Here is an 18,181-nt window from a genome sequence, read left to right on the forward strand (position 1 = left end):
CGTTTTTGTATTGTATTATGATGCCATAACCATGTGCATACTGCAGATGTACGTTAATCTTTGCAGAAAAGTTTTAAGTTGAGAGGTGCGCCTATGAAGAGTATTATAAAAAATGCATCATTAATGCTTTTATCATTAGTTCTTGTAGTATCATTTTGTGTTACCCCTGTAAGGGCAGCCGGATTTTCTGTTGGAACCACAGAGGGTGATACCTATGCAAACGAGTTTTTCGGGAAAAAGCTCGTACTTCCCAAAGGATATACCTTCCTTGAGGGTCAGGAGCTGGCCACCCAGTCAGGAACCCCTCTTAAGGAGTTAAATGATCCCGCAGGGCTGGTAAAGACCATAGACGGCGGTGATTCTGTTATCATCTGCTATGCATTCGACAGCACAGGAAAAAACAATATAAATGTAAGTCTTGCAAAGATAGACATGGATAACGAGCAAGAGGTCATGAATATCCTCAAGGATTTTCTGAGTGACCTTTATACCTCCTCCGGATACGTAGTAAACAAGCTTGAAGTAAATAAGAAGAAGGTAGCCGGCGAAGACCATTATGTACTTTCTGCTGATTTATCAATAGGCGATGTTGACTGCTATCAGGAAGCAGTAACCTTCCTTAAGGACGGATATGCAATGACACTTACAGCTTCCGCATTCACAACTGATGAGACAGACAAAGCTATAGCAAACATTGAAAATACAAATATATCACTTGACACAAAGGCCACAAATGGATAAAATATTTTGGTGTATGTGGCATTGACTGTCCGTGTCCGGTTTCATAGCCATATAACTTAGATGACAATTCAATCTTTTAGTAATATTTTATGGAGGAAGTTATGGCTAATATTAAGTCTGCTAAGAAGAGAATTCTTACAAATCAGAAGAAAGCTGCTAGAAATCAGGCTATCAAGTCTGCTGTAAAGACAGAGATCAAGAAGGTTAGAACAGCAATCGAGGCTGGCAACAAGGATGAGGCTGCTAAGGCACTTCTTGCTGCTACATCAGCAATCGACAAGGCTGAGTCTAAGGGCGTATTCAAGAAGAATACAGCTTCCAGAAAAGTTTCACGTCTTGCTCAGGCTGTTAACAAGATTCAGTAAGATAATATATATGAACTTTAAAAACCCCGAAGATATCTTCTCACCGATATCTTCGGGATTTTTTTATGTCTTTTCACAAGCACTCTGAGTGAATTTCCACTAAAGAAAAATACCTCCCATTGATATGGGAGGCATAATCATTATCATACTTCAGGATTTGAAAAATCTATAACGGGATTCTTAGGCTCTGATACATGCTCAAGCTCAACTACGTTAAGAAGAGGTCCAACTCCCTGATATTCAGGAACAAGTGCCTTTCTGACTTCAGCAGTTATCTTGATCCACTCCTTCTCTTTCAGTTCAGGAGCCTTATCATACTCACATTTAAAGCCTAAAAACTGCATATCATCTGCGCAGCAGGTCATAGCCATCCTTCCGGGAACAAAGGCGTTATCCGCCATGTCAAAGGGCTTAGCTACCATAGCTGTAAAGCTTACCTTCTTGCCATCGTATCTGTCTACATGCTCAAGAGCATCAAGATAGAACATTCCATAGCCAAAATTGTTAAGCTCGATGGGATCCTGATTAAGGTCAAAGGGAAGATCCTCATCAAGAGTAACATCAACCTCGCCGTTCATATCCTCGAAAATAATATCAGCCTTCTGATTTATGGCCTTTACATTTCTCTTATAGGTAGCAAGATCCTCTATTCCATCACATCTGTTGAACAGGATGAGCTCAGAATTTCTGAGCTGCTCAGAGAGCAGTGACTTCATATTGGTGAAATAGAGCTCGAAGTTAGAAGCATCAATGATTGTGATCTGCTGCTCCAGTCTCCATGCCTTAGGAAGGCGGAAATTCTTAAAATTCCACATTCCGTTAAACTCTATCAGTACTCTCTCAGGATCATACTTTGCTTCCAGAGCCATGAGAGTTGCAGGAGTGAAATCCTCCTCGTCCTCAATGGTCTCAAGAATGGTATTGGTAGCAGCAAGAAGCTTTTCATCATATTCATTCTCGCCCTCTTCGCAGACGATAAGAAGAGTCTCTCCCTTTGTCTTAAAATAGGGCTGAGCCAGTGTATATTTGAAAAAGTCTGTCTTTCCGCTATCCAGAAATCCATTTATTACATAAACCGGTTTCATTTTCTTTTCTCTTTTCCTTCCAAACATAAATAGGTCGTCTCCATCAAAAGGAAATCATTAAAGCTTTCTTCTAAAGAGCTTCTCGAGGTTATCCTGATTAAGCTCAGCTCCGATTACACAGAACTTACCTGTTACATCAGCTGAACCCTCTCTGATAGTAGGCTCACCGGGTACATAGTCAAATTCGATCCATCCGCCGTTTTCATCGGGAACCATTCCCTTTGCACGAAGAACAACACCGAAGGTCTCCTCATCCTCAAGTCTGCCAAGCATTGCCTCGATCTCAGACTTATTGTACTTAGCGGGAGTCTCCATTCCCCAGCTGACGAAGATATCATCCGCATCATGGTGGTGATCGTGCTCATGGTCGTGATGATGTTCATGTTCGTGGTCATGGTCATGATGATGTTCATGTTCGTGGTGATGCTCGTGCTCATGATCGTGGTCGTGGCTGTGAACACTTGCCGAGGTATCTTCGAGGCTAGTGTGAACGTGTTCCGGCGAGCTATGCGAGAGCGGAACTTCCTTATGTTCATGTTCATGTTCGTGGTCATGCTCATGCTCGTGTTCATGATCATGATCGTCGTGGTCATGGTCATGCTTGTGTGCTCTGTAAACAGTTACACCCTCTTCATCAGTGAACTTCTCAGAGCCATGATCGTGGTGATGATGGTGCTCCTCAGCCTTCTGAGCAAGAACCTCCTTAAGAAGCTCTGCCTCAAGGTCATGATTGCCCTCGAATGTATCAAGCACTTCCTTACCATCAAGCTGATCAAGGGGTGTTGTGATAATTGTTGCCTTAGGATTGTGCTGACGGATAAGCTCTACAGCAGTCTCGATCTTGGCAGCATCAGCCTTGTCTGTTCTTGTAAGAAGGATAGTTCCTGCATTCTCGATCTGGTTTGTGAAGAACTCACCAAAGTTCTTGATGTAGATCTTAGCCTTGCTAACGTCAACAACTGTAACTGCGCTGTTCATAGTTACTTCAGTCATTCCGTCTGCAACGTTCTGAATTGCTCTCATAACGTCTGAAAGCTTACCAACACCTGAGGGCTCGATGAGGATTCTCTCAGGTGCATAAGTATCCATAACTTCCTTAAGTGATGTACCGAAGTCTCCAACAAGTGAGCAGCAGATACAACCTGAATTCATCTCTCTGATATCGATTCCTGACTCCTTAAGGAATCCGCCATCAATACCGATCTCACCAAACTCATTCTCTATAAGTACAGTCTTGGTTCCTGCAAGAGCTTCCTTCAAAAGCTTCTTAATAAGAGTAGTCTTACCTGCTCCCAGGAAACCGGATATAATATCAATCTTTGTCATTTCAATCACACTCCGTTCTTAATTATATGTGCTTCTATTACAAGTTATTCACCGCATATTTTATCCCCAGCATAGTTAATAGTCAAGAAAACCTGTTAGCCTTTGCTATTATCCGATATGCTGAAAACATCCTGATAAATCATAGAATCAGAAATTAACTGCTTTATTCTGTGCATGTTTTTTCAATTTTCCCATCTCAAGAAAATATGTCACCACCAGAATAATATCCGCCAATATCCAGGCACTGATCTCTCCATAATAAATTCCACTGCAGCCTATAAGTCTCGTAAGAATAAGTGCGCAGGATACTCTCATAACAAGCTGCCCCATGCTTGAAACCATTGGAATCACAGTGTTTCCAAGGCCCTGAAGGGATGCCCTCATAATGTATAGCATGTAAAGCAGCGGATAAAAGATGCCCAGAACCACAAGATAATCATGTCCATAGGCAAATATCTCCTCAGAAGCCGAAGCCCTGTCCACAAAAAGTCCCATTGCCGCTTCTCCAAAGAAAATCATGATAAACGAACACATAAGCGCAGTGATAATTCCCATCGCCAGGCTTATCCGTACTCCGCTCTTTATTCTGTCAGTTCTGCCTGCGCCATAGTTTTGTGAAACATAAGCCACGACAGCCATACTATAGGATGAAGCCGCAATTTCAAGAAGCGCATATATCTTACCTGCTATCGTGTATCCTGTAAGGAAACTGATCTCATACTGATTCACACACCTTATGACAATAAGTCCGCCTATAGCAGTTATCACGCTCTGAAAAGCCATTGGCAAACCTACTTCCAAAAGCTCCCAAACTTTTGCTAAATTCCCAGTAGTTGATACACTCTCTGAAAAGTGCTTTGTTTCTTTTCTTATTTCAAAAACATGATATCCACAGATAACCATGACAAGGGCCTCGGAAATCACCGTTCCAAGAGCAGCCCCTGCTATGCCCATTTTCATAATGCATATAAAAACAAGGTCAAGGATAATATTACAGATAGAAGAAACCGTCATAGCCATAAGATGAATGCGGCTGTTCCCGCGGCTCCTAAGCACAGCCGCAAAAAACTGATAGAACACAAGAAACGGAATTCCTGCAAATAGCACATTCACATAGGTTCTTGCGTACTCAAAGGCCTCTTCTTTTGTTCCGATTATTCTAAGAAACAGTCCCGAAAATAACAAAAGCAGAACTACAAAGACTACTGATATAGCAAGACATATTAGTCGGGATTTTTTATAGTAATCCTCAAAGGCTTTCTCATTCTTTTCGCCAAACTTTTTCCCGAGAATGACCGAAAAGCCCTGTATAAGGCCAATCAAAAATCCATTCACAAGAAAAATAAGCCATTCAGTTCCGCCGATTGCAGCAAGGGCGATGGCACTTATCTTCTTTCCAATGATGATGCCGTCAACGACAGTATATAGCTGCTGAAAAACATTTCCCATCATCATGGAAACAGCAAATGAAAATATTAATTTAAACGGATTCCCCCTGGTTAGATCTTTATCTTTGCTCACTCTGTACCCTCAACAAGCTTTCTAATATCAGCCAGCCTTACGGCCACCATCTCTTTTTTATCCGAACCGCCCACAAGCATTCCTACATAATTGCCGTTAATGTCAAACACCCCACCGCCTGACATTCCGCTATGCGCGTCGCATTTCACATAAAGCATATTGTAGCCGTAATCCCTGACCATTATATCAGGATTTATAACCGGGCCATAGACGTACTTATAGCCTATTCCGGTGTCCTTCCCGAAATAATCGTAGGTCTGGACCTCCTTGGCATTGACTACATGCTCTGAGTCCAATGAAAACACCACTTCATTTTTCTTCTTATCAAAATCGGATATAACCTCATAATGGGGCTTCACACTGCGAAGCCTCATAAGATTAAAAGCATCGATGTCGGAAGTTTTCACGCTGACAACAGCGGCATCATAATAATTATCTACCGCTTCAAGCGTCGCATCAGCAATATAACCATTATAAAAAATCACATAATTACTGCCAGCATCACTCCAGGTCTTAACCACATGCCTGGCAGTCAGAATCAAAATCTTCTCTTCATCTACAGAAATAATATTTCCCGTGCCATACTCAGAGCCCACCTGGATCTGAACAGTTGATGGCCTCACATTCAGCGCTGTCCTTATCAGATTATCCTCAGTCTCTTCATTATCCTTAGCCACAGGAACAGCAAAAGCCTCGCACTCAATCATGTCCTTAGCCACTTCCTCCGGCCTAGGCCCCTGGGCCTTAACCTCGAGTTCAGTCACCCCAAACACATTAGCCCCGAATACTATCCCTATAGTTAGAAGTATTACTGAAAAATTCCTCAACCCCATAGCTACTCATCTTCCCAAATGGATATGCTCACCCAAATATGTAGTGGTATGAATAAACAAAAGCTTAGCCGTGGAAACAGTGAGCAAAATGCACAATACTATGCGAGATTTAAACCACGAAGATGAGACCTGGCAATCTCGAGTGCCATTGCACGAAGAGATTGATGCTCAGGGCTCATCGAAGTGCCCGGTTTAACACGAGCATATAGTGTGTATTTTGCTCGCCGATTCCGCGGCTAAGCTTTGTCATTCATTCTATTGTATGAGCAGGCCTGTAAGCCGGGTTATGTCGAGAATGATCATCTATCTAGGACTGCTGTTGCCAACAGCCTCAAGCGACCCACCTGAAAACGGACCGGGCCGGCCCATGGTTTTCTTTTTGGTCTTGCTTCGGATAGGGTTTACATTGCTACAGATGTTACCATCTGCACGGTGGTCTCTTACACCGCCTTTTCACCCTTACTCATAAAGAGCGGTTGTTTTCTGTTGCACTTTCCCGGGAGTCACCTCCGCCGGACGTTATCCGGTATCCTGCCCTACGAAGCCCGGACTTTCCTCACCCGCGCCCTTTCGGGACTTGCGGCCGCGATCATTTGTCCTGCTCATACATATGCATTTTATCAGTGTATAAAATTATGTCAAGCCTTATTCCGGATCTATACGGATTCCACAATCTCAAGTACCTGCCTGAAATATTCATTACGTGTTTCTTCTGTTGCATTGAAAATTTCATGTCTGGAATTCTCAAAAGCAATAATTTTCGCATGGGGAACCTTCGCAGCAAATTCCCTATAACCATCCGGATCAATAAGATGGTCCTGCCCCGCTGTAAATACAGTTATTGGCAGTGTGAGCCTTGAAATATTTTTGAAAATCCTGTCATGCACCTTATAGCTTGCAAGTCCCCAACCAATGGCTGCACCATAGGTCTGATAATGCTCGTCTTTTAACCGCATCTCAAACATATAGTCATAACGGGCCCTGGACTGAGCACTGCTTGTTTCAAAAACAGGTTTTGCATCAAAGTGCTTTTGTCTGGGTGCCATAGATTTTCGTTTTCCAAATAAGAAAGCATAAAATCTTATCAGTATGATCACAAGTTTTGAAGGAACTGACTTCATCTTCAACATAGGAGAGCTCAGAATAGTCCTGTCGAAATAACCCTGATAGCTCTCAAGAAAAAGAGTTCCCACGGCACCTCCCATGGAGTGCGCAATAAGAATTCGCTTCATTTCTGATGTCGCAGGCATAACCACCTTATCCATAAAAACATGGAAATCTTCAACATACGTATTGTAATCATCTATATAGACTACATCAGGTTCCTTCATCTTGCCCTCAGAATAACCGTGTCCTCGCTGTTCAAGGAAATAGAAACCTAAACCGGCCTGATACAGATACCAGACGTACTCATGATATTTCCCGAAAAATTCGCAAAAACCATGAGCAAAGACAACAACCTTAGTTGCATTATCAGGAATGGCAAAATAGTAATTGAGAGTAGTCCCGTCAAAGGATTTAAATTTCCCCTGCTTCACATGAGCTTTGCGAAACTCACTGTTTTCAGTTTTCATTGTCCGGATGAAATTATCTTCACCCAAGAAATTTACCTTGCTCATAAATCTCCTTTTTTATTTGAATGTCTTATATCCCACAGATCACCATAATCAAAACCTGTGACTTTCTCACAGATACTCTACATTTTTCTCCACTATATCCTTTGAAAAAACTGTCCCATAAAATGACCTGTAAATCTCCCAAAGCTTTTCTTTGGATCTGATACTACTATTTTCCAGTGCAAGTATTATGAAAGGGACTCCAAAGCACCTTGCCCGAAGTCCGGTATCAGTGCATCCGTTCCTTTCATAAAAGCCTATGCGTCTCGTCTGAAGTTCTTTAAGATCGCGGTCCTTAGAATAAACAGGGTCTTCTACCTCCAGGATGATAAGCCCGGCTCCCGCCATATAATCACGGAGCATTTTAATGATCTCACTACCAATACCTTTATTCCTGTACTCTGGATAAACGGCAAGATAATCCACAAGATAACTCATTCCCTGCTTCACAAGGAACGCATACCCTATGATTCTGGAATCATCAAATAATCCCAAACACTCATATACGCCATTATCAACTGCTTTAAGAATTATCGAAAGTTTTTTGAGCTCATCCTTGATAAAATCGTGGACCAGCCGCTCCTGATATATTGTTGTGATCTCGCCCCTTTGAAGCTGCCTGATTTTCATCTGATCATGTCCTCCGGATAAGCAAGATGCTTTATCTTCTCATAATCTGCAGGGCAGATATCTCTTATCTCTTTATCCCCTATAAGTCTGAATTTATCATATGTAAACTTAGGAGTAGTAGCACATGACATAAAACAGAAGCTACCCTTATCAAGATTTTCTGCAGCAAAAATGGCTCCCTTAGGTAACACTGTCATAGCCCTCTGATCTTCACCCTGACCAATTACAACCTCCGACACGATACCATATATGATCATGGTAATCTTAAGAGCGCAGCCCTCATGGTGGTACCATATCTCATCACAGTCAATCTGATGAAAATGAGATATATCCTCTCCTTCAAGTAAAAAATAGATGCTACCCATCAGCGAACGGTTTTCATGTCCGAATGGGGCAGTGTATACTTCTGCAAACCATCCGCCTTCAGGATGCTGCTCCATATGGTATTTTTCTTTTAAATACTCTGTTCTCTCCATTGTCTCCCCTGCCATCTTTTTTCATTAAAATCCTACTCATATTCTAACATACAAAATTATCAGGAATTCACCAACAGCGCAGGAATCATTTTATAATTTTCCATTGACATTTCACAGTCATTTTGTTATTTTGGTATTCGCATCACTTCCGATGCAACAGAAATTTTATTTCTGAAAATTCCATTCCTTATTCATGAATAACGAAACATTAACAAATAACTGGAGGAGTAATTTATTGCAATTTGAAAATCAAAAATATAGAGATACGGTATTCCGTATGCTATTCAATGATAAATCAAGATTATTAGAATTATACAATGCTATCAATGGTACTAACTATACAAATATGGATGACCTTACCATAACCACTTTGGAAGGTAGTACCTATCTTAACATGAAGAATGATGTGTCCTTCCTGATAGATTTTGAGCTAAATATGTTTGAACACCAGTCTACTGTTTGTCCAAACATTCCTCTACGTGATCTTTACTATGTAGCCTCAACCTACATTGAACTGATTCCTGTCAAGAAGACTTATCGCGACAGCCTAATAAAGATTCCGGCTCCTAAGTTTATCGTATTCTATAACGGTATGGCAGATGTACCGGACAAAGTAACATATAAGCTATCCGATATGTATGAAAAGCCCATTAAAGACAATTCACTTGAACTTATCGTAGCTATGTACAACATAAATGCAGGACATAGCGCTCAGTTATTAGAAGCCTGTCAAACATTAAAGGGATATTCCATTTTCGTATCAAAAGTGCGAAAATATATAAAAGAGGCGAAGGATGCATATAATCTTTCTCATGAGACTCCCCTTCATATCATCAAAAAGGAGGATATTGAGAAGAAAATAATATCCGATGCCGTATCAAAAGCAATCGATGAATGTATAGCAGAGGATATTCTTAAAGATTTCTTCTTGGCAAACAGACAGGAGGTTATAGATATGGGATTATTTGGATATACCGTTGAGGGACATATGCAGGAGCTTCAGGATGAAAGCTTTGAAAAAGGCGTTGAAAAAGGCGTCGAAAAAGGTATTAAACAAGGTATAGAAAAGGGAGCCGATACCATTTCTGATTTGTATGCCTGGTTAGTTGCCGCAGGCAGAAATGAGGATATGCAGCGAGCATTTACGGACAAAGATTTCAGAGCAAAACTGTTAACTGAATACAAGGAGACTTCTCCCATACAATAAATTACAATGACAGGGCTGGAACCATATCAATAGTTCCAGCCTTAATAATTTTATAGAATTCTTAAGACTTTCTTAATTTCAAAATTAACTCTTGCCATAATTTTTATAACGTGTTATAGTCTCAACTTGTCGGCGTTCTGCTGACGATAAGTCCGGTGTTTTCCGAGACGATTTTCCATTTATTTTCCTTAAGTTTTTATGAAAGGCGGTTTTTAAATTTTTATGAGACCAATTAAACAGAGTAACTCGATGAAAGAGCTTTTAAAAAAGCTTAAGAGACATGACACACTTGTGCTTGCATCAGGTGTAGTAGTGGCAACACTTTTATGTGGAGCATTCGTCTACGTGACTACTCCGACAATCAGTGCCACTGCAGCACAGCAGGAGGTTCGTAAGGACTCCCTTGGCGTTCAGAAAAAAGCCAGCGATCAGCTTAACGAAATCCAGCAGTACCTTGAAAAGCTTGATGAAGTTGTTACAAACAGTCAGAGCCTGGTAGAGAACATCCAGACCGTGCAGAATGAGCAGAAGGAACTCACTGAAAAAGCTCTCACAAATGAGAAGAACAACACAAAAGAAAATAACAACAACACAGTAAGCAACAACAGTAAGGTTGTAGAAAAGATCAGTGGTCTTGATAAGCAGCTTGAATCAATCCATTCCGAAATCTCAGCTACAAACGAGCAGGTTAAAAAGCTCGGTGAAAGCATGAAAAACGGTGGAAGCAGCGATAGCAACAAGGATAAGGAAAGCTTTGCACAGATCACAAACGCTCTTGGCGACTTAAAGAAAACCTGCGATAAGTCAGGTACTGATATCTCCGGCATCATTGAGCAGCTTAAAAGTGAAAAGGGCAATAAATCCGAAGCTCAGAAAGAGGTAATTAACAATCTTGAGACAATCGTAAAGTCACTTGAGAAGGTTGATACAAAAGAGAATCTTTCCAAGCTTGAAACAGATCTCAAGGAGACTCAGACCTCCTATATCAATATGCTCAGCGAGGTTGAAAAGGACATCAATAAAACCTCAGATAATGTAAACAAGGTAAAGGACAGCGTAAGTCAGGTCGATGAAAGCGTTAAAGACGCCATCAATGGTGTAGGAAAAGTTGGCGAAAATGTTCAGAGCGTTGAAAAAGGCGTAAACAAGGTTGGCGAGAATGTTCAGAGCGCCATCAATGGTGTAAACAAGGTCGGCGAAAATGTTCAGAATGCTGTAAATGGTGTCAACGAAGTTCGCAAAGCCCAGGAAAACTCTGACAGCAAGCTTACAGGAATCGACAATAATATCTCTTCCGTAAACACAAATGTAGACAGCTTAAAGGACAGCATCTCTTCTCTTGATGGCAAACTTGATGCTAATGCCCAGCAGCTTAGCGCCCTGGACGAGCAGGTTAAAGCGGTTTTTCAATGTTCGGACAGTAATCGTAAGAAACTAGCATCCATACTGTCCGATCTGTGCGACTACCATGCCGCAGAGGATGCCACATTTGCTGAGCTTATCGAAGCTGTAAAGCTGATTCCCGCACATGTTATCAACTCAAAGAAGGTGACCTATGAATACCACAAACACACTGACGGAAAAAGCAGCATAGCTGCCGAAACCTGTAATCACAGTGGCGGGTGCTTTACAGTTCCTGTTAAACATGTTCACAATCAAAACTGTTATAAAACCGAGACCGTTTACAAATATCAGAAGGTAAAACGTATCGGTGGTACGAGCAGTTCTTTACCTTCCACCTATAGTGGTATAGACATCAACCCTTCTGGTGTATGCCTTATATGCACAAAAATTCTGTACAAGGATGATGAAAAAAATCATTACCACACAACCACTTCTCTTGATACAGCGAAACAGGGCGATAGCTATAGCGTTCAAGGCACAAACAAAAAGCTTATATGCTCAAAAAATGCAAATACCGTAGATTACTACGCTCCCGGATGTGGTTTCAAAAATGGTGATATGGAAAGGGCTACTATTGAATTCCCCAAGCACTACACCAACCCCAATCTTTTGGCCACCTCAATGGTATCAGACTTCCATGGACTTAATATAAGCGAGGAAATCTTTAATTTCGATGAGGGCGAAGAATTCATGCCTGAGGATTACGATGCGGGTGATGAAACCTTCGACGAAAATGCTCAGGACGAGAATAATGAAAATCAGGGTGAAATGCCTGAACAGGAACAAGCAGAACCCTCAGATAATACCACTTCAGAAGAAGTTTCCTCAGATAATACAACTCCGGCTGAAAGTACACCTGCACCTGAAACCACTAATGAGAATACTGATGATAATTCTGGTGAGAATTCTGCCCAAAATACTGACAAAAACAATGAAGTAAATTCCGAAGAGTCAGAAGATACTACTGATGCCAGCAATAGCAACGCTACTGAAGCTTCTGAAATTACAGAAACCGCAGCCAGTGACGATACTGCCACTAAATAGCATAAACCAAACAGAAATTCTAATACCATAAATATAGAGGTGAGAACCTTATTTCCATAGGCTCTCACCTCTTCTTTTTTACTTATACATTAAAGCAGCTTCCACCAACAAACTCTCTCGTAAGTGAATTATTGGGAAGTGTCTGCGAGTCAACCGCAACAAAGTAATCCAGGAATTTCAGAAGTCTCTTTGCTTCGAAGTATTCAGGCTCGTCCTGCTTTATTGCGAAAAGCAGCGGCTCTGCATATTGCTTCAAAACAGCAAGCTCGTAAATCTGAGCGGAGTTGAACATCTCATCTGCGCCCTCCTGGAAAGGAAAGATGTTCTGGTGCTCACCTCTTCTTACTGAGTCCCACATGGCAATCGTGTGCTTTGCTGATGCACCACGGGTTCTGGCATCGCGGACAATACGTCTTATCAGTCGTCCATCAGTTGTAGGGATTCTATTGTGTGCATCTACGCTAAGAGTGGTAAGTGCACTTATATAAATCTTGAACTTGGACTCTGCGGGAAGTGCATAGCTCATCTTCTCATTAAGTCCGTGGATTCCCTCGATAACAAGAACATCACCGGGCTTTAGCTGGAGATAGTCTCCGTTCATCTCACGCTTACCTGAAACAAAGTTAAAGGTAGGCATCTCAACTCTCTCACCATTAAGGAGAGCTACCATGTCCTTATTAAACTGCTCCACATCAAGAGCCTCGAGACACTCAAAGTTGTAGCTTCCGTCCTCATTAAGAGGAGTATCAACCCTATCCACGAAGTAGTTATCAAGGCTGATGGGATGAGGGTTCAGTCCATAGGTGCGCATCTGGATTGAAAGTCTGTTGGCAAAGGATGTCTTTCCTGAGGAGCTTGGTCCTGCGATCATGACGAACCTTACATCCTTGCGCTCATATATCTTCTGAGCTATCTCTCCGATACGGCGCTCCTGAAGAGCCTCCTGCACAAGCATAAGATTACTGAACTCGCCTCTGCAGATAGCATCATTAAGATCACCGACTGTATCTATGCCCATCATCTGGCCCCACTGTGTGGAACGAACCATCTCGTTAAAGAGCTTCTCTCTGGGCTCGCTGTCCGTAATCTTGTCAGGATTCCTTCTGGAAGGAAGATGTAGAAGCAGGCCATCGTGATATTTTTCAACCCTGAACCACTTTACATAGGAGGTGTTGGGAAGCATATATCCATAAAAATAGTCGCTGAAATCATCGAGCCTGTAGACATTTACTTCAGAACTTCTTCTGTAACGAAGAAGCCTTATCTTGTCATCAAGGCCCTCTTTTCTGAAAATCTCAACAGCATCTGCAAGAGGATAGCCCTTCTTGAAAATCGGTATCTCCTGCTTTACCATTTCCTCCATGCGTTTCTGAACGCACTGGGCAAACTCCTCTGTAACAGAAAAATCACTTCTGACATTACAGAAAAAGGCATTACCGATTTTGTACTCAACCTTGGTATAGGCGGGCTTATCACCGGCTACATCACGAACAGCCTTAATAAGCATCATGATAGCTGTTCTGGTATAGGTGTTATTACCTATCTCATCGGCAGTAGTGATAAAGGAAAGCTTCTCATCTCTGTCCACCTTCTTCATCAGCTCGCGGATTCTTGTTCCATATATTACTGCCACAATCTGATTATCAAATCTGTCCTGATAATCCTTTGCGATCGTTTCAAAGGTTGTACCCTTTTCGTATTCTCTCTCTTCACCTTCAATAATAAGCTTTGGCATAAAATGACCTCCATGGTGATTATTCGGAAAACAGTATTACATCGACAGAACGATTGTAATATCGTTTATTTTATCCATAATATCATGCATTCTTTCCGTATGCTCATTTTCAGATAATTTTAATAAAATACCCTCGAGAATTTCCTTCTCATGAGCCAGGTATTTTTTGAGAGTTTCATCCTTTTTAAGAATAAGAGAGGGGCCAAAGCGGTCACAGATCCTTATGGCGTCAGCTTCGCTAACATCACCAAGTTCACGTATAGCTCTGTCATAGAGGTCATTATTATCGTCGTCACTTACTCTTACGCTCATGGCGACATAGTATTTGCCCTCTTCAAAAATCTCAGCCTCATCCTCTATGAAGAAGCGCTCACGTCTTAGATACTCTCTAAAAAGTCTAAGGTCAGACTGAGGCTGTAAGACCATTCTTTTTACGCCCTTTTCACGAGGTCTTCCGTCCTCAAGGATGCGCTTCATTAAAAGTCCGCCCATTCCCGCACAGACTATGGCCTCGGCTTCGCCTGCCTGTAGCTTCTCCATTCCGTTTGAGAGTCTTGTCTCGATCTTATCCTGAAGACCGTACTCCCGTATATGCTCATCTGCCCTCTCAAGGGGGCCTTCGTTTATGTCCATTGCCAGAGCCTTCTTGCAGGCTCCTGAATTAATAAGATAAATCGGAACGAATCCATGATCCGTCCCGATATCACAGACGCTTGCAGCGCTCTTAACGAGCCCTGCAACTGCGCCTAATCTTTCTGATAAAACTATATTTTTCATAGTGTTAGTCCAGATAATCCTTAAGTTTTCTGCTGCGGCTGGGATGACGAAGCTTACGAAGTGCCTTTGCTTCGATCTGTCTGATACGCTCACGTGTAACGTTGAACTCCTTACCAACCTCTTCAAGTGTTCTTGCTCTTCCGTCATCAAGACCGAATCTCAGTCTGAGTACCTTCTGCTCACGCTCTGTAAGTGTTCCGAGTACTTCAACGAGCTGCTCCTTAAGGAGTGTGAATGCTGCTGCGTCAGCAGGTACAGGAACATTGTCGTCCTGGATGAAATCGCCAAGATGTGAATCTTCCTCTTCACCGATAGGTGTCTCAAGTGAAACAGGCTCCTGTGAAATCTTCAGGATCTCTCTTACTCTCTCTACAGGGATGCCCATCTCCTTGGCGATCTCTTCGGGAGTGGGTTCGCGGCCGAGCTCCTGGAGCAACTGTCTGCTGATACGAATGAGCTTGTTGATAGTCTCAACCATATGTACAGGAATACGAATTGTTCTGGCCTGGTCGGCGATAGCACGGGTGATAGCCTGTCTGATCCACCATGTTGCGTAGGTTGAGAACTTGAATCCCTTACGGAAATCGAACTTCTCAACGGCCTTGATAAGACCAAGGTTACCTTCCTGAATAAGGTCAAGGAAAAGCATTCCTCTTCCCACATACCTCTTTGCGATACTTACAACAAGACGAAGGTTAGCCTCTGCAAGACGCTTCTTAGCTTCATTACCCATGAAGGAAACGCTCTTGAGCTCGCTCATAGGAAGATCCTTAACTCTCTCGTAAGCCTCTGCCTCTTCTTCCTTAACCTCAAGCCCTTCAGAAGTGCCTGCTTCAAGGATACGCTCAGCCATCATACCGTCTTCCATCTGCTGTGCAAGGTCAATTTCCTGCTCTGCTGTAAGAAGCGGAACCTTACCGATTTCCTTAAGGTACATACGTACCGGATCCTCGATGCTGATTCCGTCAGGAACTGACAGATCGATATTCTCCATATCAACCTCATCCTCGTCACCGAGAACCACACCGTCATCATCCGGAATATCCACGTCAACATCATCTTCCATTCTGATGATATCGATACCGGCGCTCTCAAGCTGCTCAAGAACCTTATCAAGGTTATCCTCATCGAGATTGAGATCCTTAAGGAAGTCGCTTATCTCATTATAATCAAGGGTATTCTGTTTTTTCTTACCAAGTGCAAGAAGCTCTCTGATCTTCTGGAGGAATTTCTCTCTTGTCTCCTCGTCAAGATCTGCTGAAGACTCGGGAGTCTTAGGAGCTGAATCTGCCTTTTTAGCTGCTGCCTTTGAAGTCTTTGTCTCTTCCTTCTTATCAGCTTTAGCTGCCTTTGCAGTCTTCTTCTCTGCAGTATCTGCAGCCTTCTTCTCTGTTGTCTTCTTAGCTGTGGTCTTCTCAGCTGTTTCCTTCTTTGAAGCAGCCTTTGTAGCTGTCTTCTTTGTCTCGTCCTTCTTTGCTGCCTCTTTCTTAGCTGCAGCCTTCTTCTCTGCTGCCTTCTTTTCAGCAGTCTTCCCAACAACCTTTACAATTGTCTTCTTTTCTGTGTCCTTCTCAGCTGCCTTACTTGTTTTCTTCTCTGCCACTTTATTTCCTTCCTTTCATATAACTCACGCGTCCAGAATTATCTTTGCTCTGGAGAGCTCCTCCAAGGTTCTCTTACCTTCAAGTGTGAAATTCCACCGCTCCGGAGCATCACTTGCCATGTTAGAGAGTGTTTTCTCGTAACCTGACTTTTTTATGTCATAGAGAATGTCACGTAGTGCTTTTTCCCTCTCATCTTTTGTCTCCACCTTTACAAGGTTAGTGTTGAAAAGCTCAGCGACCTCTCTTTGTTCCTCTTCATCTGTAAAATGGTTCATGACCTTGGCCGGGTCAAATGTGCCATCATCAAGCCCCTTCCACATCTCATCAGCGATGCTTCTGTACATGTCATCCGCAAAATCTCCAGGGCTGATCCATTTTTTTACCGAGGAAAAAACTCCCGGTTCATCCGCAAGCCATGTAATCAAAAGTCTCTGCGGCTTTCTCGATGGATCTTCCTTGATGACCTTGACTGCCTTAACAGGATCCCTGGAAGCCTTGGGCTTAACTATTCCGCCCTCCGCTGCAAGTCCTGCCACCAGCTTGTGGAGGTCATCGGCACTTATCATGTACCTCTGGGCTACAGCCTCCAGGTAATTTTCCCTCTCGACAGCTTCGGTGAATTCACAGAGTTTCTTACCGATGTATCTGTGGAACTCCGTCTTTTCAGCCGGATCGCTCATGTCGAATTCCTTTTCCTTTACGGATATCTCGAAGAAAAATGGATTCTCAGCCTTTTTGATTCTCTCTTCAAAGGCTTCCCGCCCCTCATTTTTTATAAATTCATCGGGGTCCTTATAGGGCTTTAGATTAAGCACCTTGCCCTTTAAGCCTGCTTCCTTTAATATCTCTATTCCTCGCAGGGCGGCGCTTGTTCCTGCACCGTCACTGTCGTAGGACAGGATGACCAGATCCGTATATCGCTTTAACAGATTGGCCTGCTGGGGCGTAAAGGCCGTTCCCAGTGAAGCCACCGCCATGTTAAAGCCCGCCTGATGCATTGCTATTACATCCATATAACCCTCGCAGATTATGATGTAGCCTGCTCTGGCGTTCTTGGCATAGTTAAGACCAAACAGGTTTCTGCTCTTATCAAAAACCATGGTCTCCGGAGAGTTCAGATACTTTGGCTTGCCATCTCCCATCACTCGTCCGCCGAAGCCTATGACCTTGGAATTCGCATCCAGTATCGGGAACATTACCCTGTTCCAGAACTTGTCATGGGTTCCGTATTTTTCATCAAAAGATGCAAGGCCCGACTCGATTATGGTGGCGTCCTTATATCCCTTGCTCCTAAGGTATTTCACCAGGTCATCACTCGTGACATTGGCGAACCCGAGCCCGAATTTTCTTATGGTCTCATCCGATAAAGCTCTGTCCTTAAAGTACTTAAGACCCTTTTCTCCTTGGGGAGTTTTCAGCTGATAAACATAGTACTTTGCGGCTTCCTTGTTTATCTCAAGCATGGTCTGACGCTTGTCACGCATCATCTTCGCCTGAGGCGATTCATCCTCCTCTGGGAGCTTCACGCCTGCCCTCTCCGCCAGGGTTTTCATAGCTTCACCGAATGTTAAATTGTCATATTTCATCAAAAACGAAAAGACGTTGCCACCCACTCTGCATCCAAAGCAGTAAAACATCTGCTTGGAAGGCGAAACACTAAAGGATGGCGACTTTTCATTGTGAAAGGGGCATAGTCCCACGTAGTTGACACCCGACCGCTTAAGACTGACGTACTGGCCTATAATGTCGACGATGTCACTTCGGGATCTGACCTCTTCAATGATCTCATCCGAATATCTCATCTTGTATCCCTGTTT

At 42.8% G+C, this 18,181-nt stretch carries 15 protein-coding genes and 1 other RNA gene; 4 read left to right on the forward strand and 12 right to left on the reverse strand.

Annotated features, from left to right (window positions below; genetic code table 11):
• Window positions 1-93 precede the first annotated feature (93 nt).
• Window positions 94-741: a hypothetical protein gene (locus G587_RS0112925; RefSeq protein ID WP_026492599.1), complete on the forward strand. Its 648-nt coding sequence runs from the start codon at window positions 94-96 to the stop codon at window positions 739-741.
• Window positions 742-842: 101 nt separating this feature from the next.
• The gene (rpsT, locus tag G587_RS0112930; RefSeq protein ID WP_026492600.1) at window positions 843-1,106 is read left to right on the forward strand and encodes a 30S ribosomal protein S20; all 264 of its coding nucleotides are present in this window, start codon (window positions 843-845) and stop codon (window positions 1,104-1,106) included.
• A 143-nt stretch (window positions 1,107-1,249) separates the two neighbouring features.
• On the opposite strand, the gene G587_RS0112935 is transcribed toward rpsT, so the two are convergent.
• From G587_RS0112935 to G587_RS22695, 8 genes are all read right to left on the reverse strand, one after another.
• Window positions 1,250-2,218 (reverse strand): TIGR03943 family putative permease subunit, encoded by a 969-nt coding sequence (locus G587_RS0112935; protein WP_035786646.1) that lies wholly within the window; start codon window positions 2,216-2,218, stop codon window positions 1,250-1,252.
• Window positions 2,219-2,248: 30 nt separating this feature from the next.
• Window positions 2,249-3,517, reverse strand: coding sequence for a CobW family GTP-binding protein (locus G587_RS0112940; RefSeq protein WP_026492602.1), 1,269 nt, complete (start codon window positions 3,515-3,517; stop codon window positions 2,249-2,251).
• 147 nt (window positions 3,518-3,664) lie between these two features.
• Window positions 3,665-5,038, reverse strand: coding sequence for an MATE family efflux transporter (locus G587_RS0112945; RefSeq protein ID WP_026492603.1), 1,374 nt, complete (start codon window positions 5,036-5,038; stop codon window positions 3,665-3,667).
• Entirely contained in the window at window positions 5,035-5,871 is an 837-nt protein-coding gene (locus G587_RS0112950; protein ID WP_081679442.1) for a S1 family peptidase, read from the reverse strand. Before G587_RS0112950 ends, G587_RS0112945 begins: the two co-directional genes overlap by 4 nt.
• A gap of 259 nt (window positions 5,872-6,130) precedes the next feature.
• Window positions 6,131-6,476, reverse strand: an RNA gene (gene rnpB, locus G587_RS24545) — RNase P RNA component class A.
• A gap of 51 nt (window positions 6,477-6,527) precedes the next feature.
• Window positions 6,528-7,490, reverse strand: coding sequence for an alpha/beta fold hydrolase (locus G587_RS22690; RefSeq protein ID WP_035786648.1), 963 nt, complete (start codon window positions 7,488-7,490; stop codon window positions 6,528-6,530).
• Between the two features lie 66 nt (window positions 7,491-7,556).
• Complete coding sequence (locus G587_RS0112960; protein WP_026492605.1) at window positions 7,557-8,117, reverse strand: GNAT family N-acetyltransferase; 561 nt, start codon at window positions 8,115-8,117, stop codon at window positions 7,557-7,559.
• Window positions 8,114-8,608: a cupin domain-containing protein gene (locus G587_RS22695; RefSeq protein WP_081679443.1), complete on the reverse strand. Its 495-nt coding sequence runs from the start codon at window positions 8,606-8,608 to the stop codon at window positions 8,114-8,116. The genes G587_RS0112960 and G587_RS22695 overlap by 4 nt, the downstream gene beginning before the upstream one ends.
• Before the next feature lie 220 nt (window positions 8,609-8,828).
• Here G587_RS22695 and G587_RS22700 point away from each other — a divergent pair, with 220 nt between their 5' ends.
• Window positions 8,829-9,800 carry a hypothetical protein gene (locus G587_RS22700; protein WP_051201024.1) on the forward strand — a complete coding sequence of 324 codons (972 nt, stop codon included), beginning with the start codon at window positions 8,829-8,831 and terminating at the stop codon, window positions 9,798-9,800.
• A gap of 222 nt (window positions 9,801-10,022) precedes the next feature.
• Complete coding sequence (locus G587_RS0112975; RefSeq protein ID WP_207637472.1) at window positions 10,023-12,248, forward strand: hypothetical protein; 2,226 nt, start codon at window positions 10,023-10,025, stop codon at window positions 12,246-12,248.
• 82 nt (window positions 12,249-12,330) lie between these two features.
• Here G587_RS0112975 and G587_RS0112980 read toward each other — a convergent pair whose 3' ends face one another.
• The 4 genes from G587_RS0112980 to dnaG all read right to left on the reverse strand — a co-directional run bounded on the left by G587_RS0112980 (window position 12,331) and on the right by dnaG (window position 18,166).
• Window positions 12,331-13,983, reverse strand: coding sequence for a nucleoside kinase (locus G587_RS0112980; protein WP_026492607.1), 1,653 nt, complete (start codon window positions 13,981-13,983; stop codon window positions 12,331-12,333).
• 36 nt (window positions 13,984-14,019) lie between these two features.
• Window positions 14,020-14,760, reverse strand: coding sequence for a class I SAM-dependent methyltransferase (locus G587_RS0112985; protein WP_035786650.1), 741 nt, complete (start codon window positions 14,758-14,760; stop codon window positions 14,020-14,022).
• 4 nt (window positions 14,761-14,764) lie between these two features.
• A complete protein-coding gene (gene rpoD / locus G587_RS0112990; protein ID WP_242834409.1) occupies window positions 14,765-15,976 on the reverse strand; it encodes an RNA polymerase sigma factor RpoD in 1,212 nt (403 codons plus the stop codon).
• A 411-nt stretch (window positions 15,977-16,387) separates the two neighbouring features.
• Entirely contained in the window at window positions 16,388-18,166 is a 1,779-nt protein-coding gene (gene dnaG / locus G587_RS0112995) for a DNA primase (RefSeq protein WP_026492610.1), read from the reverse strand.
• Window positions 18,167-18,181: the final 15 nt, after the last annotated feature.

It is taken from the genome of Butyrivibrio sp. XPD2002 (assembly GCF_000423945.1).
Classification (GTDB): Bacteria; Bacillota; Clostridia; order Lachnospirales; family Lachnospiraceae; genus Butyrivibrio.